The sequence below is a fragment of the Vibrio sp. A8-1 genome (assembly GCF_013048685.1).
Taxonomy (GTDB): Bacteria; Pseudomonadota; Gammaproteobacteria; order Enterobacterales; family Vibrionaceae; genus Vibrio; species Vibrio metschnikovii.
The window spans coordinates 1-20,972 of the sequence record NZ_VHTC01000012.1 but is presented as its reverse complement, the minus strand read 5'-3'; the positions used below and the strand labels follow the sequence as shown (position 1 = coordinate 20,972).

General features: G+C 45.7%; 18 protein-coding genes and 2 pseudogenes. 9 read left to right on the top strand and 11 right to left on the bottom strand.

Features of this window, described 5'->3' with window-relative positions:
* Nucleotides 1-33: 33 nt before the first annotated feature.
* From FKN93_RS08535 to FKN93_RS08510, 6 genes are read left to right on the top strand one after another with little or no spacing between them, the layout of a single operon-like run.
* Complete coding sequence (locus tag FKN93_RS08535) at nt 34-1,656, top strand: type I restriction-modification system subunit M (protein WP_170904882.1); 1,623 nt, start codon at nt 34-36, stop codon at nt 1,654-1,656.
* Nucleotides 1,653-2,516 carry a DNA damage-inducible protein D gene (dinD, locus tag FKN93_RS08530; protein ID WP_170904881.1) on the top strand — a complete coding sequence of 288 codons (864 nt, stop codon included), beginning with the start codon at nt 1,653-1,655 and terminating at the stop codon, nt 2,514-2,516. The genes FKN93_RS08535 and dinD overlap by 4 nt, the downstream gene beginning before the upstream one ends.
* On the top strand, nt 2,513-2,812 hold the full coding sequence (locus FKN93_RS08525; protein ID WP_249374166.1) for a DNA-damage-inducible protein D: 300 nt from the start codon (nt 2,513-2,515) through the stop codon (nt 2,810-2,812). The genes dinD and FKN93_RS08525 overlap by 4 nt, the downstream gene beginning before the upstream one ends.
* Nucleotides 2,805-4,028 (top strand): restriction endonuclease subunit S, encoded by a 1,224-nt coding sequence (locus FKN93_RS08520; protein WP_170904880.1) that lies wholly within the window; start codon nt 2,805-2,807, stop codon nt 4,026-4,028. The genes FKN93_RS08525 and FKN93_RS08520 overlap by 8 nt, the downstream gene beginning before the upstream one ends.
* The gene (locus FKN93_RS08515; RefSeq protein WP_170904879.1) at nt 4,025-7,288 is read left to right on the top strand and encodes an HsdR family type I site-specific deoxyribonuclease; all 3,264 of its coding nucleotides are present in this window, start codon (nt 4,025-4,027) and stop codon (nt 7,286-7,288) included. Before FKN93_RS08520 ends, FKN93_RS08515 begins: the two co-directional genes overlap by 4 nt.
* Entirely contained in the window at nt 7,288-8,034 is a 747-nt protein-coding gene (locus tag FKN93_RS08510; protein ID WP_170904878.1) for a SprT family zinc-dependent metalloprotease, read from the top strand. Before FKN93_RS08515 ends, FKN93_RS08510 begins: the two co-directional genes overlap by 1 nt.
* A 142-nt stretch (nt 8,035-8,176) precedes the next feature.
* Here the strand turns inward: FKN93_RS08510 and FKN93_RS08505 are convergent, their stop codons facing one another.
* Together FKN93_RS08505 and FKN93_RS08500 are read right to left on the bottom strand one after the other, a co-directional pair.
* On the bottom strand, nt 8,177-9,916 hold the full coding sequence (locus FKN93_RS08505; protein WP_170904877.1) for a DUF927 domain-containing protein: 1,740 nt from the start codon (nt 9,914-9,916) through the stop codon (nt 8,177-8,179).
* Nucleotides 9,903-10,145 carry an AlpA family transcriptional regulator gene (locus tag FKN93_RS08500; RefSeq protein ID WP_170904876.1) on the bottom strand — a complete coding sequence of 81 codons (243 nt, stop codon included), beginning with the start codon at nt 10,143-10,145 and terminating at the stop codon, nt 9,903-9,905. The genes FKN93_RS08505 and FKN93_RS08500 overlap by 14 nt, the downstream gene beginning before the upstream one ends.
* Nucleotides 10,146-10,623: 478 nt before the next feature.
* On the opposite strand from FKN93_RS08500, the gene FKN93_RS08495 reads away from it, so the two are divergent.
* Both FKN93_RS08495 and FKN93_RS08490 read left to right on the top strand, forming a co-directional pair.
* Nucleotides 10,624-10,938: a helix-turn-helix transcriptional regulator gene (locus FKN93_RS08495; protein ID WP_170904938.1), complete on the top strand. Its 315-nt coding sequence runs from the start codon at nt 10,624-10,626 to the stop codon at nt 10,936-10,938.
* Between the two features lie 230 nt (nt 10,939-11,168).
* Nucleotides 11,169-12,482 carry an AAA family ATPase gene (locus FKN93_RS08490; protein WP_170904875.1) on the top strand — a complete coding sequence of 438 codons (1,314 nt, stop codon included), beginning with the start codon at nt 11,169-11,171 and terminating at the stop codon, nt 12,480-12,482.
* A 143-nt stretch (nt 12,483-12,625) separates the two neighbouring features.
* Here FKN93_RS08490 and FKN93_RS08485 read toward each other — a convergent pair whose 3' ends face one another.
* The 5 genes from FKN93_RS08485 to FKN93_RS08465 all read right to left on the bottom strand — a co-directional run bounded on the left by FKN93_RS08485 (nt 12,626) and on the right by FKN93_RS08465 (nt 17,774).
* Nucleotides 12,626-13,744 carry a hypothetical protein gene (locus tag FKN93_RS08485; RefSeq protein ID WP_170904874.1) on the bottom strand — a complete coding sequence of 373 codons (1,119 nt, stop codon included), beginning with the start codon at nt 13,742-13,744 and terminating at the stop codon, nt 12,626-12,628.
* Between the two features lie 48 nt (nt 13,745-13,792).
* On the bottom strand, nt 13,793-15,142 hold the full coding sequence (locus FKN93_RS08480; protein ID WP_170904873.1) for a type II toxin-antitoxin system HipA family toxin: 1,350 nt from the start codon (nt 15,140-15,142) through the stop codon (nt 13,793-13,795).
* A complete protein-coding gene (locus tag FKN93_RS08475) occupies nt 15,132-15,422 on the bottom strand; it encodes a helix-turn-helix transcriptional regulator (RefSeq protein WP_170904872.1) in 291 nt (96 codons plus the stop codon). The genes FKN93_RS08480 and FKN93_RS08475 overlap by 11 nt, the downstream gene beginning before the upstream one ends.
* 629 nt (nt 15,423-16,051) lie before the next feature.
* The gene (locus tag FKN93_RS08470; RefSeq protein ID WP_170904871.1) at nt 16,052-16,990 is read right to left on the bottom strand and encodes a nucleotidyl transferase AbiEii/AbiGii toxin family protein; all 939 of its coding nucleotides are present in this window, start codon (nt 16,988-16,990) and stop codon (nt 16,052-16,054) included.
* A 10-nt stretch (nt 16,991-17,000) separates the two neighbouring features.
* Nucleotides 17,001-17,774, bottom strand: a complete 774-nt coding sequence (locus tag FKN93_RS08465) for a type IV toxin-antitoxin system AbiEi family antitoxin (RefSeq protein WP_170904870.1) — start codon at nt 17,772-17,774, stop codon at nt 17,001-17,003.
* 352 nt (nt 17,775-18,126) lie between these two features.
* Between FKN93_RS08465 and FKN93_RS18090 the strand changes: the two are divergent.
* A pseudogene (locus FKN93_RS18090) lies at nt 18,127-18,336 on the top strand (RNA helicase); the annotation flags it as partial.
* 15 nt (nt 18,337-18,351) lie between these two features.
* Here FKN93_RS18090 and FKN93_RS18085 read toward each other — a convergent pair.
* The 4 genes and pseudogenes from FKN93_RS18085 to fhuF form a co-directional block, all read right to left on the bottom strand.
* Nucleotides 18,352-18,501, bottom strand: a complete 150-nt coding sequence (locus FKN93_RS18085; RefSeq protein ID WP_170904868.1) for a hypothetical protein — start codon at nt 18,499-18,501, stop codon at nt 18,352-18,354.
* Nucleotides 18,502-18,608: 107 nt separating this feature from the next.
* The gene (locus tag FKN93_RS08450) at nt 18,609-19,613 is read right to left on the bottom strand and encodes an SEC-C domain-containing protein (RefSeq protein WP_154169555.1); all 1,005 of its coding nucleotides are present in this window, start codon (nt 19,611-19,613) and stop codon (nt 18,609-18,611) included.
* An 82-nt stretch (nt 19,614-19,695) separates the two neighbouring features.
* A pseudogene (locus FKN93_RS08445) lies at nt 19,696-19,881 on the bottom strand (type II toxin-antitoxin system HipA family toxin); the annotation flags it as partial.
* A gap of 82 nt (nt 19,882-19,963) precedes the next feature.
* Entirely contained in the window at nt 19,964-20,794 is an 831-nt protein-coding gene (fhuF, locus tag FKN93_RS08440) for a siderophore-iron reductase FhuF (RefSeq protein ID WP_170904869.1), read from the bottom strand.
* Nucleotides 20,795-20,972 lie beyond the last annotated feature (178 nt).

Here is a 20,972-nt window from a genome sequence, read left to right as displayed (position 1 = left end):
TTTATAGACACTGACCAAATTTGAGGGCCATTTATGAGCGATAAAATCCAGCAAAAAGACATCAACAATGCAGCATGGGCTGCATGTGATACTTTCCGTGGCGCGGTAGACCCAGCGCAATACAAAGACTACATCCTAGTAATGCTGTTCGTAAAATACATCTCCGATGTATGGAATGACCACTACGCAGAATATAAAAAACAGTACGGTGACGACGACGTCCGTATCAGACGTAAGCTTGAGCGCGAGCGCTTTGTACTGCCAATAGTAGAACTCACAGAAGAAGTAGAAGACAAGGCAACCAAAGAGAAGAAAACCGTTGTTACCGACACCTTCTTGGCCAACTACTATTCATTGTTAGAGCGTAAAAACGAACCCAACATTGGCGAGCTAATCAACATTGTTTTAGAGCATATTGAAACCGCGAACAAAGCCAAGTTAGAAGGCGTGTTCCGTAACATCGATTTCAATAGCGAAGCCAACTTGGGTAAAACCAAAGACCGCAACCGCCGCCTAAAAACCTTGCTGGACGACTTCAACAAGCCCGCACTCGACATGAGCCCGTCGCGCGTGTCTGAAGATGTGATTGGTAATACCTACATCTACCTTATTGAGCGCTTTGGCTCTGATGCAGGTAAAAAAGCCGGTGAATTCTACACCCCCCATAAAGTCTCTGAACTGGTTGCGCGCCTGTCTGCACCAAAATCGGGGGCTCGTATCTGTGACCCTGCCTGTGGCTCAGCCGGTTTATTGATTGAAGCCGCACGCCAAGTGGGCGACCGCAATTACTCACTCTATGGCATGGAAGTCAACGGCAGCACTTGGGCGCTTGCGCGTATGAATATGTTCTTGCACGGCTCCGACTCTGCTCGTATTGAATGGTGTAACACCCTCACCTCACCAGCGCTGGTCGAAAATGACAGGCTGATGAAGTTTGATAACGTGGTTGCCAACCCACCGTTTTCACTCGACAAATGGGGTTCAGAAGACGTTGAATCCGACAGATACAACCGCTACTGGCGCGGGCTACCGCCTAAATCAAAGGCCGACTTTGCCTTTATCAGCCACATGGTTGAAGCCGCCGTTGAAAAAGAAGGTCGTATTGCCGTGGTGGTGCCTCATGGTGTGCTGTTTAGAGGCGCAGCTGAAGGCCGTATTCGTCAACAACTGATTGAAGAAAACCTATTAGATGCTGTGATCGGCTTGCCTGGCAACTTATTCCCAAGTACCGGCATTCCCGTGGCAATTCTGATATTTGACCGCTCACGTGAAAAAGGCGGCGCCAATGAAAACCGCAAAGACGTACTGTTTGTCGATGCCAGCGGTAAAGACCATTACCAAGCAGGGAAAAACCAAAACATCCTGCTGGATGAGCACTTAGACAAAATTGTTGCGGCGGTAACAGCCCGTCAAGAGGTAGAAAAATACGCCCATTTAGCCACTTTTGACGAGATCATAGAAAACGACTTTAACCTGAATATCCCGCGCTACGTCGATACCTTCGAAGAAGAAATCGAGATTGATATTGTGGCGGTACAAGCTGAGATCACCACCCTTGAAAGCGAACTTGCCGATGTTCGCAGCAAGATGGCAGCGCTGTTAAAGGATATCGTACCTAACGAGGTGCAAAGCAACACAACGGAGGTGGCTGAATGAAGCAAGAATTGATCACCCAGCTTAGTCAAAGCTTTAATCAGACTTCCCACACATGGGAGGGTTCAGAGATAGAGTATTGGTATGCTCGCGACCTTCAGAAAATGTTGGAATACAGCGATTGGCGTAACTTTATCAAAGTGATCGAAAAGGCCAAAGAAGCCTGTAGCAACAGTGGTGGTAAGGTCGAAAACCATTTCGTTGGCGTCAACGAAATGGTCACCATTGGCTCGGGTGCTGAACGGAAAATAGACGACATAATGCTCACCCGTTATGCCTGTTATTTAATTGCTCAAAATGGTGACCCAAGAAAGGAGCCCATTGCCTTTGCTCAAACCTACTTTGCTTTGCAAACGCGCAAGCAAGAGCTCATTGAGGAACAGCTACGTCTGCAAGATCGCATTCAAGCGCGAGAGAAGCTTCGAGAGTCAGAAACGGAGCTATCTAAAAATATTTACGAGCGTGGTGTTGACGATAAAGGCTTCGGCCGCATTCGTTCGCGCGGTGATGCAGCATTGTTTGGCGGTAATACCACTCAGAGCATGAAGAACAAGCTCAGCGTACCCAAAAGCCGTGCTTTAGCTGACTTTTTGCCGACGGTGACCATCGCTGCCAAAAACCTAGCCACCGAAATCACCAATCACAACGTGCGCCAAAATGATCTGCAAGGTGAACGTTCGATTACTGATGAACACGTGCAAAACAATAAAAGCCTGCGCGACATGCTCGCAGAACGTGGTATTAAGCCAGAGGAATTACCTGCTGAAGAAGACCTAAAAAAGCTAGAACGCCGAGTGAAATCCGATGAAAAACGCCTGATCAAAGCGGCGGAGCTCCCCAAAGATGTCAAGGAGGAAAAATGATGTTAAACACAACACACCATTTTTCCCAAGTGGGAAATAAGGTCGCACAACAACACATGGGCAGTACTGAGCTTGCCGCTAACTTGTTCCGCGCCACGCAAACGGAAGAGAAACTAAAGCGCGATCAGGTCAGCAATAAAGCCCATGCAAACCAGACTCATTTTGAAGTGGGTGCCAAAGTGCGCGCCACCATTGAAGAACTGGGCGGCACCATGCCAGAGGATTTGCCAACGCCGGAAAAAGGCATTCCTCAGTTGGCTCGTGCACAGAAGAAGTTGGAGGGTGGTAATGAATAACTGGACATTAGAGCCTTTTGGTAAGCTTGCTGATTTTAAAAATGGACTTAACTTTCGTGCTGGTGAAACTGGCAATGAGTTAAAAGTGCTTGGAGTCGGAGATTTCAAAGAACGCACAAAGCTAGATCAAGTAACAGACATATCCTCGATACATACAGAGAAAAAGATTGATAAATCCTATCTCTTACAGGATGGTGACTTAGTTTTCGTTAGGTCAAATGGTAACCCTGCATTAGTCGGACGCTGCATGCAGATCTTTACTAACAATGAAGATATTAGCTTTTCAGGTTTTACAATAAGGGCTCGACTAAAAACAGATAAGACCACTCCCGAGTTTATAAGCCTACTTATGCAAGGAGGCTTATTGAAAAACATTCTCAAGCGGGATGGACGTGGAACAAATATTTCCAACCTAAATCAAGATATTCTATCTAAGCTGCAAATACCTATTCCTTCTATAGCTGAACAAATGGAGTTGCTTAGTGTATTTGGTTGCTGGGACAACGCCATCGAAAAAACGGAAGCGTTAATTTCGGCCAAGGAAAAGCAGTTTGAGTGGTTAACCTCTAACTTGATCAACCGAGCTGGTCATAAACGTACGGCAGCTTCAGGTTTGATGATAGAGGTTTCTAAACGCAATAAAAACAGCACGATTGAACGTGTTTTAAGCGTAACAAATCACAGTGGCTTTGTGTTGCCAGAAGAGCAATTTGAACGACGCGTGGCCAGCGCAAACGTGTCGAACTACAAAGTTGTTGAACAAGGCCAATACGCTTATAACCCGTCTCGAATCAATGTGGGCTCTATTGCTCGTCTTGATGACTGGGAAAATGGCATTTTAAGCCCAATGTACGTCGTGTTTAAACTAGATACAAAAAAGGTATGTAGCGACTACTTTTTGCACTGGCTCAATTCAAGTGAAGCACGCCAACGTATTAAGAACAGCGCTCAGGGTAGCGTGCGTGAGACAGTCAGTTTTAAAGATCTTGGCGCAATTGATATCCCATTGCCAGCAATGGACGTGCAAAAAGACGTAACCTACAAGCTCAACCTTGCTCAAAAGGAAATCAGATTACTCAAAAAGACCTTAGAACAATACCGCAGCCAAAAACGCGGTCTGATGCAAAAACTGCTTACTGGTGAGTGGCAAGTTGGTAGTTCTCAGCACCTCTCTGAGGAGACTTGTCAGGAGCTTTCTAGGGAGGGCGTCGCATGAGCACACCGCCAGTCAATTACGCAGCAAACTCGGAGCCTTCGGGCTTTGAGTTTAACGAAAAGTACTTGTCGCAAATTCCTGCCCTACAACAGTTAATCAATTTGGGTTATCATTACCTCACCCCAGAGCAGGCCTTGCCCGAACGGGGTGGGCGCAGTGCAAATGTGATTTTGGAAGGGGTGCTTCGTCAGCAGCTAAAAAAGATTAACCGCATTAACTATAAAGGTGGCGAGTATCTGTTTAGCGAAGAGAACATTCAAACTGCGATCCAAAAGCTGAAAAATATTAAGTTTGATGGCCTGCAAAAAACCAATGAGTCGATTTACGATTTAATCACCTTAGGCTCAGCCATGGAGCAAACCATTGAGGGGGACTCAAAAAGCTTTACCCTCAATTACATTGATTGGAAAAATCCAAGCAACAATAGCTTTCATGTGGTGGCGGAGTTCTCAGTTGAGCGCGCACGTAGCACCGATACCGTGCGCCCCGATATCGTCCTGTTTGTCAATGGTATTCCCTTTAGCGTGATTGAATGTAAATCACCCAAAGTGGATGTAGAGCAAGCCGTATCGCAAAATATTCGTAACCAGGGTGATGACTATATTCCGCGCCTGTTTACTTATGTGCAGCAAGTGTTGGCGGTGAATAAAAACGCCGCCCAATACGCCACAGCTGGCACACCTAAGAAGTTTTGGGGCGTGTGGAAGGAGCAGGAAGATAAGCCCGCCGATGTCGATAAAGGCGTAAATACCGTTTTAGACGAAGACACTAAAGCACAGCTATTCAGTGGCGAGTTTGCCGCCGCACGGCCATTTTTTGATGCACTAGAGGCGGAAGGTAAACGCTTGGTGACGGAACAAGACAATGCCATTCACAGCCTGTGCCGCCCAGAGCGTTTATTAGATTTGGTGTATCGCTTTACTCTGTTTGATGGTGGCATTAAGAAAGTAGCGCGTTATCAGCAATATTTTGTTATTAAAGCGACTATCGCCCGAATTAAACGCCTAACCAATAAAGGCAATGGTGCTAAAGAAAACCGCCAAGGTGGTGTTATTTGGCATACCCAAGGCTCAGGTAAGTCGCTCACCATGGTGATGCTCACCCGTGCTATGGCACTAGAGCCGCAGCTTATCAACCCCAGAATCATTTTGGTTACCGACCGGGATGATCTTGATAAACAACTGGGCAATACCTTTGCGGCCTGTGGTTTAAGCCGCGAACGTGCCACGTCTGGCCGTAACTTAGTTAAGCACCTGAAAAACAAAGTGGGTTTGATCACCACACTGATCCACAAATTTGATAAAGGATGGGTGGCCGAGAAGTTTGTGGATGAGTCGCACGATATTTTTGTATTGGTCGATGAAAGTCACCGCACTAACTTTGGCTCATTGGCGGCCCGAATGCGCCAAATGTTGCCCAATGCCTGTTTTCTTGGCTTTACTGGCACACCGCTACTGAAAAAAGAAAAGAATAACTTTGCCAAGTTTGGTGGCCTGATTGAGCCGCACTATACCATTAAACAAGCGGTTGCCGACGAAGCAGTATTGCCATTGCTGTACGAAGGCCGACACATTGAGATGGAGCAGAATCAGTCGGCTATCGACCTCTGGTTTGAGCGCCACACCGCCGATTTAAGCAAAGAGCAAAAGGCCGACCTTAAAAAGAAATACGCCCGCACTGAAATGCTCAACAAAGCTGATCAAGTGATATATATGCGCGCCTTTGATATCAGCGAGCATTTTCGTGCGAACTGGCAAGGCACCGGCTTTAAGGCTCAGTTAGTTGCCCCAGGTAAACAGGCCGCATTAAAGTACCAAGAGTTTCTACAGGATATTGGCATCGTCACCACTGAAGTGGTGATTTCTGGCCCTGATACCCGCGAAGGCCACGACGAAGTGGACGAAGGACCAACCGATGAGGTAGGTAAATTCTGGGACAAAATGATGAAGCGCTTTGGCTCTGAAGAAGAGTACACCAAGCAAATCATCAATCAGTTTAAATACGGTGATGACCCTGAAATACTCATTGTGGTGGATAAGCTATTAACCGGTTTTGACGCACCGCGCAACACCGTGCTGTATCTATGCCGAACCCTGCGCGAGCACACGCTGTTGCAGGCCATCGCTCGGGTTAACCGCCTTTACGAAGGCAAAGAGTTTGGCTATATCATCGACTATGCCAGCGTATTGGGCGAGCTGGATAAAGCCCTAACCATGTACGAAGCCTTTGAAGGGTTTGACGAAGATGACTTAGCAGGCACGCTCACCTCCATCAATGAAGAAGTGTTTAAGCTGCCACAGCGTTACTCTGACCTATGGGATTTGTTTAAAGCCGTTAAAAACTCAAAAGACGAAGAAGCCTATGAGGTGTTGTTGGCCGATGACGAGTTGCGTGAAGAGTTTTACGAATGTTTATCGGCATACAGTAAATCTTTAGCCATCGCTTTATCGTCTGAGCAGTTCATCATGAGCTCTGATGAGAAAAAGCTACAAACCTATAAAAACGATTTAAAACGTTTTCAGAACTTAAAGGCGGCGGTTAAGTTGCGTTACGCCGAGGCGATTGATTATCGCGACTACGAGCCGAAAATTAAAAAACTGCTGGATACCCATATTCAGGCTAATGAGGTGACTCAGCTTAACGAGCCCGTGAATATTTTTGATGAAAAAATGTTTACCGCCGTGAAAGAAGAGCAAGGGGTTTATCAAACCAAAACCACGGCATCAAAAGCGGACACCATCGCCCACGCTACGAAACGCAGTATTTCGGAGAATATGGACGAAGACCCTGCGTTTTATGAGAAGTTTTCGAAGCTGATCCAAGCCGCCATTGATGACTTTAAGGCCAAGCGCATCTCAGACTTAGAATATCTCAACCGAGTGATTGATATTCGTAACAAAGTGGCCACGAAGCAGCATGATGATATGCCTGATTGCATTCGTGAGAACGACGAAGCGTGTGCCTACTTTGGTTTGATTAAGCCGCAGTTTCAGCAAGTGGCAACACTCAACGAGTTAGATGATGCTCAGCTTGATGCCATTGCGGCACAAACATCGTTAGCGATACAAAAGATCATTGATGATCATTGGAAGGTCGATTTTTGGGACGATGCCGACGTTCAAAAAACGGCGATGAATGATATTGACGATTTTCTTTATGATGAAGTCAAAGAGCAGTACGGCGTGACGCTGAGCTTAGAACAAATGGACGAAATCATTGAGAAAACTATGCAGGTTGCGAAGCACCGGAGGCATTCTTGATGTCGTCAACCATCAAGCAAACCGAGGCACCAGCGGCAAGTGCTGAAAGGCTAGCGGTTGTATACGGAGGGGGAGAAATCCCCTTCCAGCTGGCTTTTTCTAAACGCAAATCGCTGGAGATATCAGTTCACCCTGACAAATCAGTTTTTGTGAAAGCTCCTGAAGGCACCGACCGTGAGGCCATTGAAGCCAAGGTGAAAAAGCGAGCTCGGTGGATCAAACGTCAAATTCGCTACTTTGACCAGTTTGACCCAAGAACCCCTTCTCGCAAATACGTCAGTGGTGAAAGCCATTTGTATCTCGGCAAGAAGTATCGGCTAAAAATTGAAGTAGGCACTGACAACGGTGTGGCGCTGAAAGCGGGCTTTTTTTGGGTAACGTCTGCCAATGGTAAACCAGACCATGTGGAGTCGCTACTTAGTGATTGGTATCGAGAAAAAGCCGATTTTCATTTAAATAAGGTGTTTTCGGATTGTTGGGACAAGTTCAAACATTCAGATACAGACAAGCCAAAAATTAAAATCATGCAACTCAAAAAACGCTGGGGCAGTCTATCAAAAAGCGGAACGCTGACCTTAAACCGTGATCTGATTAAAGCACCGAAAGAATGCATTGAGTACGTGATCATTCATGAACTGTGTCACCTAGAGCACCACAACCACGGCCCAGAGTTTTATCGCTTACTCGAACGCTCTTTACCAGATTGGGTGAAGCGCAAACATAAACTGGAAATGGCATTGATTTAGTCAGCACGCTGTGTCGAATAGCTAAGTACACAACCAGTACACTAGCGGTATTGTCCGCGTTAGACTTTGAACCTCGCCCAGTCCTGATGTTTACTGCCAGTACACTACAAGGCGACAAGCCCACACAGGATTTATCGCCTTTTTAGTCATCCAAGATGCTGCCTTTCACGCAGTACATTCGCGGGCGTGTGTTGTCGGGCAGGCTGACTTTGCGCTGTGGTCGGTTGCCATCGGGAACTAGGTAACCTGCGGCCATCAGCGCTTTAGCGGCGCGATCTGGGCTTAGGCCTTCGGTGGCTTCACGCCAGCCGGTTGGGTAAAACAGGTAGAGGGTTTGTGAGCCTGTAGAATCAAGCCAACCCGCACGCTGGCGTACTTGGCTGCTGTAACCGGTTTGTTTGGGCGTAAAACGGCTTTCGCCATGTTGTTCAATAAAACTGCGTACTTGGCGAATGGCTTGTTGGTCTTCATTGGCGGCCACACCACCGCGGGCAAGTATCCAATGGTTAAGCAGGCTTAAACAGGCGGCTTCGACACTTTGGGCTGGCCAATCAAGTACTTTGGCTTGAATCGCTAACAACCCAGCACTAGCAAGTAAGGCAAACTTTTCAGCGACCCGGCGCACTTGGCCGTCAGCCTCGGGTGGTAAGCTGGCTAGAAAACGTTGGCGTACATTTTGGAAAACGGGGCGCACCTGAGCGCTGTGCTGCGTTAAAAATTTTAACCAATCCAAGGCCAAGCTGCCGTAATGTTGGCGACTTTGTTGTTTTAGGTGGTCGGCTAAATCGGCGGCATTCATGCCATGGCTATGGTTAAACACGCCCATTTGCGCGCCGGCATCGGCACTGAGATCAATCACGCGCACTTGCTGCCCTGCTTTTACACGCTTGCCGATACTGGCAAGATGGCTTTCGAGCGTCACTTCGCCAGTGGATAAAAACACCAAGCGCCAACGAGCGGGTAAGCGCATTTCACCGTATTTGCCTGCACGGGTTTTACCTTGGCCATTGGCAAGCATATAAGCGACATCGCCTGCCTCCTTGGGGTCAACTTCGCCCATTTCATCGAGCGCCAGCAAAGCATCGTTATGCGCTAACGCTGTGCCTTCTAAACCGTTGGCCGTGGCACGCCAACTGTGACGCAGCTGATTAGGTTCGCCCCAAACTGATAATGCTGGATACAACGCCGCGGTTTTACCGGTACTGCTGGCACCGTAAAGGTGTAAACCAAAACCATCCACCCCACACAAGTGCAACAAAGGCGCGGCCAGCGCAGCGCAGACACCAACAATTAATAGCGGGTTATCCAGACAATAACGGCCAACGTGCTGCCGCCAACTGTCGCTACTACCTTGTTGAATAAAGCCTTCTATCGGGTGCATGGTTTGCAGCACCATGCGCGGGTTGTTGTGTTCGCTTGGGTAAAAGGTGAGGCGCGGATGCACATAAGCGTGGTGATGCCAACCAATACAGTTCACACTGATAGCCTTTTGCGTAGCCAGTTCGCCCATTTGTTGAATAAACAGCGAGAGCAACTGCCGCGCTTTGACACTGTTGCTTAGGCGCATTCCTCGGCTGAGTAGGATTCGACGGTACTCGCTGCCGTCTCCTGCTAAGAGTTCTGCGGGCATGGCCCAATAGCGATGGCGATTGTCATCGTCTAACCAGTGCAATAAATAGCCGTAGTTGTCCCCTTGCGGGTCGCGAGTACGAGCAGCTACTTGCAGCCAAGAGCAGATTTTGACTGGGCTATCTTGCCCTGCTGGTTGCATCACCAGCCAGTTTTGCGCGTTATAGGCAAAACCAGCCGGTAATGTTGGCACTTTGCTATCCATATCACTGGAAGGTAGTTGGTTTGATGCTGACGGTTTATCCACGGCCATAAGCAGCACCGATACGGCGGGTTTCAATCCACTGGTCGATATCGCTTTCTAACCAGCCCACAGCACGCGCACCAATCCGGATAGATCGCGGAAATTCACCGTTAGTCATCAGGGCATAAATGGTGCTGCGGCCAAAGCCTGTTTTGGCCTTTACCTCGGGCAAGCGCAAAATCCGATGCTGACGCGTTGGGTGTGTTGATGTGGTGGATGATTGTGTAGTTGGGTTCATCGTTTGCTTCCTCACTGATCTGTTAAGTTCAGTTTGGAGTTTGCCAGTACTAAACGGACGCAGTAGGTAGATAAATGCCCAGATCGTGCAGCTTTCTGAGGGTGCTGGTAGCTACCTGCCCCAGTTTGTAGCTAGTGCCCAAAACAATAAATGCTCTGTGGGCAGGGTTAGTGTGAGGCTAAGCTGCGTGAATTAAGGCGTTGCCCATACTGCCCCAAAAGCCCAGTGGATGGCGTATTACTTTGAAATTTCTTACTCAAAGCTCGGTTTCGGTGAGCCGTATTCATTGATTGTTGATGTGTCGAGTGTATCGACACACAAGAAAGTCATATCGAAAAAACAGTAAAAAATCGACATGAACTATTCAGATCTTAGCTCACTTTACTCCGAGAGATGGCAGTTTATTGCTTTACAACTTGAAGATAAAAGTGAAACTATAATTTCACTAAATAAAGATTTAAGAAAACATAGTTTCATTATGGATACTATCGAGCCAAAATCAAAACGCACTGCGGTCATATTCCCTAGACAAAGGAAGATGTTAAACATCTTGGGCGAAAACTTAACATTGGCGATGAAAAGACGCGGTATTACTCAAGAAATGATGCACAGTAGGACAGGGATTTCTAAGCCAACACTGCGTAAAATATTAAATGGTGATCCTTCCGTTTCACTTGGTCACTACGTTAAGGTTTTGGCAGTCCTAGGCTTGTTAGACGACCTAACCAAGGTCGCCCGTGATGACAAGCTGGGAAGAAAGCTGCAAGACATCCAATTGCTGAATAAAAAATAAGCGCGACATATTCGTACAGCAGTAGCCCATATCTACATGACTAAAACTTGGCCAACAAGGGCAGCTTCAGAGAAGAAAGATAGCTATTAAAGGGCTGTTTTATACTCAACAAGAACCAAATTACACTTTTATGCGCATAAAAATGTAAAATTCCGCATTTTTCTGCGCGTAAAAGTGTAGACTGAGTTATACTACAGGCAGTTAACAGTCTTAATTGGCGGGAAATGACAATGCAGCGCAACTTACTAAACGCCCTAATAGCATGGAAAAATCAACCCGTGCGCAAGCCATTATTGATCGATGGTGCAAGACAAACAGGTAAAACCTATCTGCTACAAGAGTTATTTGGGAACACCTTTGCCAACATCCTTCGTATCGACTTCCTTGAAAACCCAGCTTACAAAGAAGCGTTCGATGGCTCGTTGTCACCTGACGAGCTAGTAATGAACATTGAGTTGTTAACCAACCAAGCGTTCAATCCAGAAACCGACTTGCTGATATTTGATGAAATTGGCGAGTGCGAACGTGCCGTTACTTCGCTTAAGTATTTTGCCGAAAAAGCACCGTCTTATTTTGTCGCAGCCAGCGGCTCAAATATTGGTTTGCTCAACACCTTCCCTGTGGGCAAGGTAGAACAATACAATTTACGACCACTGACCTTCCAAGAATTTATTTACGCATCCAACGAGCAAGCACTGATCAAAGCATTTGATAGTCAAGCAAGTACACCGGCGGTGCATACTAAATTGATGGATAAACTAACCGACTATTTTTTTACCGGTGGTATGCCGGAAGCCGTTTCTGCTTGGTATCAGTTTAAAGATTCAAGCATTCTAGAGCGTGTTGAAAAAGTCACAAGAATTCATGCCGATTTAGTTGAAGGTTATCGCCGCGATTTTGGTAAGTACGCGGGCAAGGTCGACGCCACACTGATTGAATCGGTATTTAATAGCATTCCAGCCCAGCTATCACTTGTCAGCGATGAGTCGGTTAAACGCTTTAAATTTAAGCATGTGCATGAGCGTAAATCTCGTTATAGCGATTTTGAAACCGCGATCCATTGGCTTAACTGCTGCCGCTTAGCTTTGCCAAACTACCCTATTGAAGGATTGCCGAAATCTCCGTTAGCGGCCTATAAAAAAGAAAATATGGTGAAACTGTTTCTGTTTGATGTGGGCCTGCTTAATCATATGCTCGGCAGCAGTTATAAAGAAATTAAGCAACAAAACTATGAATACAAAGGTTATGTGGCTGAAAACTTTGTGCAACAAGAGCTCACTGCCATTGGCGTTGACCCAAGCTATTCATGGAATGACGCCCGCGCCGAAATCGAATTTATTTTGGCGACCGATGAAGGCGATATCGTCCCTGTGGAGGTCAAAAGTGGTAAACGTACAAGAGCAAAATCGTTGGCATCCTACGTTGAAAAATGTACTCCAAGTAAAACCTTTAAGTTAACGGGTACACAAGGATCATCCGCATTAGAGCAAACCAATATCGTGATGCCTTTGTATTTCACGCAGTATTTACCACAGAGATGGTAAAAGCGCGTTGCTTAGACCCCGAGGTCTACACAAAGTGACTTCATAGGTAACAATTTGTAGACCTTTGGTGGGCTTACAACCTTTCAACCAACCCTCAATCGGTTTTTTGCTAACGTCATTTGGCCAGCCTATCGCCTCATCGTTTAAAGCAAATCACTCAAGCGATTTAACAGTGCTTTACGGCTATTATTCGCCACAACAAAGCGCTTAAAGCATTGTTCAAACGCCGCTTCATCAGCTTTGAACTGATAGGCCTCAAACAGCTGATGCAGATAGCGTGATGCCGCATCGTAACCACTGGCGCAAGTTCGATCCGCTTGCTCTTGTGATTGCTGCCAGTAGTGCTCACGTTGATTGTAGATATCCGTCAACGCTTTTTCTTTTTCCGCTTTTTCGATGGCTAATTTTTTTGCGAGTGCTGCGGCTTGCTCTTGCTGTAACAGACTTTGCGCTTGCTCAATGAAAGGGGATATCAGATCGGGTGTTAACCAATATTGATAGATCTCGTCTGTGTTGCCTGGTTCTTTTCGCGTCAGCGCTAAGGCTTGGTGACGGGTTAACTGGCCTTGCTCAAACAGCGCGCGTAATAGCGTGTCTTTCTCGGCTTCCGAGAGGTTGTTTAGCCACTTGTCAAACTGAAACTGGGTTTGTTTGGCTTGATGACAGGGTTGTTCGGTCAGCACTATGGCGAGCGCCTTAACTAAGGCTAAGGGAATCTCATACAGCGCTGCAAAGGCCTGCAACTCTTCACTGAGGTGTTCAAAGTCGAATTGAATCAACGGCATTCGCTCAACGTCATCATTAAAATCAAACGCTTTTAGCCACATGAAGTACACAAGGCGCCAATCCCCTTGCATTAAACCGCTGCGTAAAGCAGCTAAATGCTGGAAAAAGTCGTCAGCATCTTCATCGTCAAAATACTCGTCATACTCCTCAAGGGAAAAAATCAGCAACTGCCACTCATCGTTTTCGTGAACATGAAGCCCATCACTTGAAAAGCCAAGTAACGCTTCAGGGAGCGTTCCAGCTGGTAGCTTGATGTAGGCATCGATTGAGCCCCAATCGGCATAGTAAAAACCGATATCAAAGTATTTTAACATCAGCTTAAAAGGCTCTGCCTTTAGATCACTGTAGGTGTAATACACTTGAAAGGACGTAGCGCTGATCTCGGCACGGCTTGAAATGGCTCTGAGTGCTTGACGTGCTTTAGCATCTAAATACCCATCCAGACGCTCAAATTTATAGTATTGATATTCGCTCACGATGACCTTGCTATCTATTTTTTGTGAATTGAAAAGTTTGTTTTACTGTCATTGAAAAAGCGCTGCATTTTCCTGTTTGCGCTGAGCCAATGTCTTAGCAATCGCAGACACTGTTGTTTTACTGATCCCTTGTTGCTTGGCAAGATACGTAAATTGGCTGATGGCTTCTGCGACTTCTTCAATGACTTGCCTTGCATCATTCCAATTCGCAAAGCCAGCACTGGTAGCAAGTTTTTGCATCACCTTACGCGGTGGCGCTTTACCATAACCTCCGAACGCAGTGGCGTGTTCGTTGAATGGATGTGGGCTGTAGGTAACATCGTAAAAAGGTGCAGGGTTCCATTGACCGTCATCCGCTTGCAAAAACGCCCAGTTTTTACTGTGATCGTCTTGATTAGACGACAGCAGGTTAAAAACGGCACGGCGAAATTGCAGCTGCCCAGCAGCGGGGGATTTACACAACTGACGGCTGGCTTTGATCAAGTCAATATAATCTAAACTTGGCGTTCGAAAGTCTGCACCCAGCAGCCCGCAAGCGCTGTGCATATGTAGGCGACCTGAACTGCGATTACCGCTTAAACGGGCCTGCTCCGTGACATAATCAAAACGCTTAAGCGCCAACCAGGCAGACGCACCGCTTGTAGTTGGTGCTTCAATGAGTTGCCAGACTGGTGGTTGGCACTTGGCAAGCTCGGCCATTTGCAAATAAACCGCTTCACACAACCCTTCTTCATGCCCGAGCGCGAGATTTTTCGAGGTAAACTTAATCAGCCAAGCCTCATCTCCAGGCTGAGCAAAGGTTCGACAATGCTGAGTTTCCCCTGCAGGCATATAAATCTGTGCCTTGGGCCTTGCTCCACCCGAACTACCACCGGCGACTAATGCGGCCAACACCTGTTGCGTATGCCCATCTAACTCATCGTGATTATCATCCATATAATCTGACATTGAAGCATCGAACAGCGTTTGTGCTTCTAAGCCCAAGGTTGCTAAATCAATGTCCGCGTATGTCGTGGCTGAAAACTCAGACACCGGAGAAAAAGACAGCGCTCCCATGCCTTTATCACCGACAAAGGCCAGCCTATCCATCGCCGTTAATTGATTAGGTAGGATGCCCTTTTGCCGGAAAATACGATCTTGTAACAACATGCCCCAGCCATCGGGCAAACAATCTCCAAATACGCCATGTACACCTTGGTGCGGCGCTTTAGGTGCGGCTTGAACTAGCGTATTCGCTTGCAAGGTAAACGGTGATAAATTGCCAAACTGCTGCAAATAGTCGTCAGTATACTGAAAAAAAACGCCTTGCCGATTCTGCGCCAAGACTCCAACAGATATCTGCTCACCTGAGCTTAGCGTACGAGTAACATTAAGCTTCTGAATCGGTTTAAAACTCATCTTTTAGCACCTCATCAATACTCGTGGGTATAGCAGCGCGTTCTTTGCTAAGTTGCGTGAGCTGATAAAGCCTATCTAGCGAATCAAGTGTCTGCCATAGCAACAGCAATTGACGAAATGAAATTTGCCCGGTCAGCTCAAATTTCTTAATGGTGGCCGCAGGTACGCAGCTTCGCTCAGCCAATGCAGCGCGCGACAGCTTTGCCTGCTTGCGTAACTCACGTAAATAAGCCGCATAAGCTTGGCTTACATCGTTATCATCAAGTAAGGTAAAATTCATCCGCAAAGACCAAGTGGATACAGTTATATCCATTATAGCGAAATAAAACAGGAATTGGATACTATAACATCCATCAGTGCGTAGAGTGTTGAAAAAATTACTCGATAAAGCCCTTCAAAACTGCTATTTTTAGACCCTAACAGCAGCGTAAAAACGGCACTGTTTTTCCATTGCTAACCACTAAGATTTAGTAAAAGCCATAGGCAAGTGGTGGGCAGTTTGGTGGGCAAACAGGCATTTCTGAACGGTTTCTTTTCGATAACTCATTGAGTTTGTTGGGGTCTAGGCCGCTACTCAATGAGCAGATCCAAAACATCGAATAAGGTTTTTTGAGTGTCTCTAAGCTGACTTAAGTTTACCAAGACCCTGTAAATAGGGGCTTTTTTGTTTTCAGTGGTTTTCAGGTATAGAAACCGTCGAACAACTGTTCGATGATTGGTATAAAAACGATCGTCAAGTAAGACTGCAACAAGCCGACATACGCCTGATATCAACACATTAAGAAAAATGGCAGAGGAACTAAACTAAATCAGCGCCCATTTGTGGGTCTTTTACTTTTGCTTGGGCGATGAGGTCAGTTAATCGTGACACACCTACTCCTTAGAATTATTGTTAATACTTTTATAAAGTTAATTGGAGTTAGCCTGCTTAAGCCACTCATCAAGTACAAACTCTAATTTAGTTAGCTGCTCTACATGTTTTTCTTGATTCTTAGCTAACTTAGCTATGTTTTGTAGCTTCCAGCGTATAGCTGGCAGTTCTGCTGCATCTGGGTAGTCAAACAGTGACCAATCAGGATTCCCTTGTTTGAATGACAACAAAAATGAGCGATCTTTTTCTGTGAAATGGGCTTGTAGTGCAGCTACCATCGCAGGCCTTGTAGAAATTAAGTCGTTTAACTCAACGGGTTCAAAGGTCATGCCATCGAACTCAGCTTGAAACTTATCATCAAGAGGTTGCCAGTTAGGAGCCATAACCTCATTGATCGGTCTTGGGTGGCTTAGTACGTAAGTAATGAATCCAACAAAGATATCTCGTGAAATACCTTCCTCTGCAAGCAGCATACGAACATCAAACAGGTCGCGAGGGTGCTGGCGATCCATGGCAGCACATAGTTTTCCGCCATAAAGATCGGGCAGACTAACTACAGGAACCTCTGCATAACCAAACTCCTCTTCGACTGATTCTTGGACAGCTAAGCTATCAGGTTTATGCAACGTACCTCTTGCTACCGGAGAGACTTCTATTTTAATTGTTGCATTAGGACTTGTAACAACAATTCGCAATTCATCTAACCTATGGTCCTGCAATACAGCTCGGTTCTCAGGTTCTTTGTTGATTAAATCGGTTATACGTTGCAATGCTGCTTTTACATTTGCTAGAGCTTCATTTCTGGGCTCAAGAGGAAGATAAGCAAGATCAATATCCACAGACAAGCGTGGAAAATCCCTCACAAATAAGTTGATAGCTGTACCACCTTTGAGTGCAAATGAATGCTCTGTTGCAACCACTGGTAACATTCTAATCAGCAGTGAAACCTGCTTGTAATAAGGGCTATCTCTATCCATTGTTTGCGTCTTATTGTTTTACACTTAATATTTCTGGCACAGTGATTTGGTAACGCTCATCAAATCGCCCTTGCTCTACCACCTGACGCTTTCCTGAACCTAATGCGATCTTTGTTTCATCAATGCGCTGACTCCATTGATGCCCATGATAATGACTCAAAAACAAAAACACTCTATTGGTTTGAACCGAGCTACTACGTTCAAGAAGAGATTGCACCTTTCTAGGACTCAAGTTTACAAGGCCTTGAAAAAGCTCTGCTGCATGCTCAAACGAAATTTGCTTCCCGATTGCATCAATAACTTCGTAAGCAGCAAGCTCTGGGCAACTAGCTTTTAGCTCTTTTCCTTTAACCGTAATCACTTTTAGGTCCTTGTCAGAGACAGCTTCAAGCTTATGGTTACCACAATAAAACCAATTTTGATTGGGAAATTCACGAAACCACTTAGGCAATGATTGTTTGTTCTTCACCCCTATCCAAACTTGTTCTTTACTTAGCTGTAAATAGTGACTCAGCCCTTGGTGAGTTAAGCTGCTTAACCCAGCCAGATGAACAGGATGGTGCAACTGTGTGTCCATCGCTTGTAGAGCATCCACCCAGCCAGGCTTAACATCATCTTTTACGCTTGGCCGATAATAAACACCTGAAGACAGCTTCCTAAGCCAACCACTCTGCGCATATTTTTGAGCTAAGGAATAGCTAATTCCGTTCTCAGTCAGCCATTGCTGTAACACAAGGGCTCCAGGATATGCATGGGCGACCAACCAGTTTATCTTGGATGACATTTTAACACCTAAGGTGTGAATATTATACGCAAACCGAACCAGAGGTTTACCCCAAGTGGTATTGTAACACCCTAGGTGTTAAAAAAAAACACAAAGTAAACATAAATCAAAAACACAACATTACTCCATGTCAAGCTCTCTTCAGTACCAAAATGGGCAATTACAGATGCCATTTTTCACCTCAGAAATCGGTACCATCATCACGACGTCGAAATAAATTGAAAAGATCTGAAACTATTGCACTGCAGCCAATCCAATGAGGATTTGCAATGAACGTAATAATCGAGAAACGAGATGAGGGGTTGATGTCTTTACCTGAAGGCGCACCACCAGTACTAATAGCGCAGGGCCTATCTCTGTTAAAGCTCACACGTATGACCCAGAATTTAAGAAAGGATTTGGTATCTTAATTCAATGGTGCTCAAGGGTAGGCGAGCATCACGAACGAGCCTTTAAAATGAAAGATACCCTCGCAGATGGAGGACGCTCTATGATTCAAATACTTGCTGATACTGGCTTATACATACATTACAGGCAGGGTTACTGGAAACACATCATTGACTATATTTTGTCATCATCACCAACAGACACTGTAGTTACGGTTGATCAAATAGGTTCGACCAAATCTTGGTTGCTGTCCGATCTGCTGCTGTGGATGCAACATCAGTAAGTTAACCAAAATTTTTTTGGTGAGTATATCGGTGAGTAACGTGATACAGTTACTCACCACAATCGCTTGAAAGCATTGGTCTCACAGGGCATGACCAATGCTATTCTGCGAGCAGATCCAAACGTTCGAATATATAGTATTAATATTCGCTCACGATAACCTTGCTATGTATTTATGGTGAATTGAAAAGTTTGTTTTAACAAAGGCTGTAGCTGAACCACTCTGGCGACGGATTCAGCGTTTATATAACGTCTTGGGTCCATGGTCACAAATCCCCAAAACTGCAAAAATCGCTCAATAAACCTTGATTCAATAAGCATACTTAAGTTTCTTTCTGGCGAGACGTAATCATCTGCAGGGAAGAAGTGTAGTAAATCGGGGAAAGCTATCATCACTTCGTCAATCAGCTGATCGACACTATTGTGGCTTTGAATGCGCCACAGCATAAATAGCCAAAAAGTACGTAAGTCGACATCGAACTCAAAACTGTCCAAATAACCCCAATTATATTTGCTGATGGCGGCTTCTAGCATGGGTTTGAAAAATGCTTGTAGCCCTTGGGCTTGGTATTGTTTTTGCGCTGATTTTTTTACATGGTAGCGACCGCTTCGCCGATAAATAATGCCACTAATTTCGGCTAGCACTCTGGTGTAGTGCAAGGCATTGAACTTGTCTTCGTTGCTGCCCGCAAACTCGCTGATGCTTATATCACGTTCGAATTGAGCAACGGCAAACTCAGGCAATAACGCACTGGCCTGTTTGACTAATTTAGTCGGTAAGTTGCCTTTACTTGTGGCTTTGAAGGAGCCTTCTTGGACCATAGCCTCATCAAGAATGAGGGCTAAATAGCGCATTATAGGGCTGAAAGAAAGATCTTCTGGTGTGCTGATGGTCACCCACTGTAATTGATCAAAAGGCGCATAAAGCCAATTGGCCATTTGCGTTGGCGTCACACCACAAAAATCGGGATGAGGTTGATTATTGCGATCCTGAACTTTGTGTTGTAAAGCAGTGTTGAGTTCATCAATACTCAAATTTGGGTTCATTGCCAGCATAGCTTGAGCATCATCGAAGACTTGGGCATGTTGCTTGGAAACGCTGCTCATACAACAACGTTTAAATTTTTTACCACTGCCACAATGGCAAGGATCGTTACGACCGAGCTTCATTGTTGTCCCTTATTATTGTTGTAAAAAAAGCGCTGTGCATATGCAAGCGACCTCAACTGCGATTGCTGCTTAAATTGGTCTATTGAGTGACATAATCAAAACGCTTGAACGCCAACCAAGCAGACGCACCGCTTGTATTCGGTGCTTTAATGAGCTGCCAAATTGGCGGTTGACACTTAGCTTGTTCAGCCATTTGCAAATAGACAGCCTCACACAAACCTTCTTCATAGCCGAGCGCGAGATTTTTAGAGGTAAACTTAATCAACCAAAAAACAGCACTAAGATTTAGTAAAAGCCATAGACAAGTAGTGGGCAAAGTTTAATACCCCTCATTCTGATCAAACAGCGCACTAACCACAAGCTTTTTGGCCGGCATGCATGCGAGCCTTCTTATCTAGCGGACAATCTGCGCACATTTGGGTGCAAGGCAGTTTGTGGCGCAGGCAGCATACGATACGCGCGCTTTGCTGCTCCTTAAGTCTTAATTTTCGCCAAAAGGGATTGATTGTCGGCTGATCACTTACCCTTAATGATAACTCTGGACGAGCGAATATCTCGTTTATCCGTTGATCACGCCAGCTATCAGGGAGTGACAGCTCCCCCAGATACCAATGCACAATATAAGCTTGATGACTAAAATGAAGCTTTGCAGCCACAGGGCTAAGGCAAATTAAACGCTCGACGATCGGGATGAGCAGTCGTTCGAGTAGCTGCTCCCAACTGGCAAGCTGACTGACGGAAGCAAGATAATTCGTCTCTGGACTAAGCAATAAATAAAAAGTTTCTACTCGACCACTTTCGTGCGCTTCAAAGTACCAATTATCCCAACTGGATGCCGCAGCAATGGCACGCTGAAGCTCACTACCGGGCGGACAACAAAACAGCCACAATAATAAAGGTGGCAGTTGCAGACCAAAAAACCACTGACTCCACATTGAATGTAATGCCCTTGCATCGACTTCTCGCGTTGCCTCTCCAACAACGCTCCCTTTTACTTGATAGCTAAGAGCAAACTGTTCCAACCATTGTCTGTAATGTGTCGCACTGAGCACCGAGTTTAAACAATGGGCATTTGGAGGTAACTGCTGCAAATTATCGATGGCTTTGAAATGCTCAGCATAAAATGCCGCTTTTTGGCTGAGCAAATGGTTGAGCTGGTTAGCTAGGGTGATTATTCCCATGATGGTAGTCCCCCATTGGCTTCATTATGTTCATCACTTCGGTGATAACTTGTGAGCTTACGGCAGCATGGCGTGACATAGGTAATAAAGCGAAAAATCTGGTTTCTTAAATTTCAGGCACGGCAATACTTAGGCCACGGGCCCAAGCATTGCTTGATAATGAGCGGTTTATTATTGG

What these genes read in the sequence shown, in the direction of transcription:
- FKN93_RS08450 (WP_154169555.1), bottom strand. Translation starts at nt 19,613, where the DNA reads ATGAAGCTCGGTCGTAACGATCCTTGCCATTGTGGCAGTGGTAAAAAA.
- FKN93_RS08495 (WP_170904938.1), top strand. Translation starts at nt 10,624, where the DNA reads ATGGATACTATCGAGCCAAAATCAAAACGCACTGCGGTCATATTCCCT.
- FKN93_RS08525 (WP_249374166.1), top strand. Translation starts at nt 2,513, where the DNA reads ATGATGTTAAACACAACACACCATTTTTCCCAAGTGGGAAATAAGGTC.
- FKN93_RS08505 (WP_170904877.1), bottom strand. Translation starts at nt 9,916, where the DNA reads ATGGCCGTGGATAAACCGTCAGCATCAAACCAACTACCTTCCAGTGAT.
- dinD (WP_170904881.1), top strand. Translation starts at nt 1,653, where the DNA reads ATGAAGCAAGAATTGATCACCCAGCTTAGTCAAAGCTTTAATCAGACT.
- FKN93_RS08520 (WP_170904880.1), top strand. Translation starts at nt 2,805, where the DNA reads ATGAATAACTGGACATTAGAGCCTTTTGGTAAGCTTGCTGATTTTAAA.
- FKN93_RS08500 (WP_170904876.1), bottom strand. Translation starts at nt 10,145, where the DNA reads ATGAACCCAACTACACAATCATCCACCACATCAACACACCCAACGCGT.
- fhuF (WP_170904869.1), bottom strand. Translation starts at nt 20,794, where the DNA reads ATGGGAATAATCACCCTAGCTAACCAGCTCAACCATTTGCTCAGCCAA.
- FKN93_RS08490 (WP_170904875.1), top strand. Translation starts at nt 11,169, where the DNA reads ATGCAGCGCAACTTACTAAACGCCCTAATAGCATGGAAAAATCAACCC.
- FKN93_RS08465 (WP_170904870.1), bottom strand. Translation starts at nt 17,774, where the DNA reads ATGTCATCCAAGATAAACTGGTTGGTCGCCCATGCATATCCTGGAGCC.
- FKN93_RS08515 (WP_170904879.1), top strand. Translation starts at nt 4,025, where the DNA reads ATGAGCACACCGCCAGTCAATTACGCAGCAAACTCGGAGCCTTCGGGC.
- FKN93_RS08510 (WP_170904878.1), top strand. Translation starts at nt 7,288, where the DNA reads ATGTCGTCAACCATCAAGCAAACCGAGGCACCAGCGGCAAGTGCTGAA.
- FKN93_RS08470 (WP_170904871.1), bottom strand. Translation starts at nt 16,990, where the DNA reads ATGGATAGAGATAGCCCTTATTACAAGCAGGTTTCACTGCTGATTAGA.
- FKN93_RS08480 (WP_170904873.1), bottom strand. Translation starts at nt 15,142, where the DNA reads ATGAGTTTTAAACCGATTCAGAAGCTTAATGTTACTCGTACGCTAAGC.
- FKN93_RS08475 (WP_170904872.1), bottom strand. Translation starts at nt 15,422, where the DNA reads ATGAATTTTACCTTACTTGATGATAACGATGTAAGCCAAGCTTATGCG.
- FKN93_RS08535 (WP_170904882.1), top strand. Translation starts at nt 34, where the DNA reads ATGAGCGATAAAATCCAGCAAAAAGACATCAACAATGCAGCATGGGCT.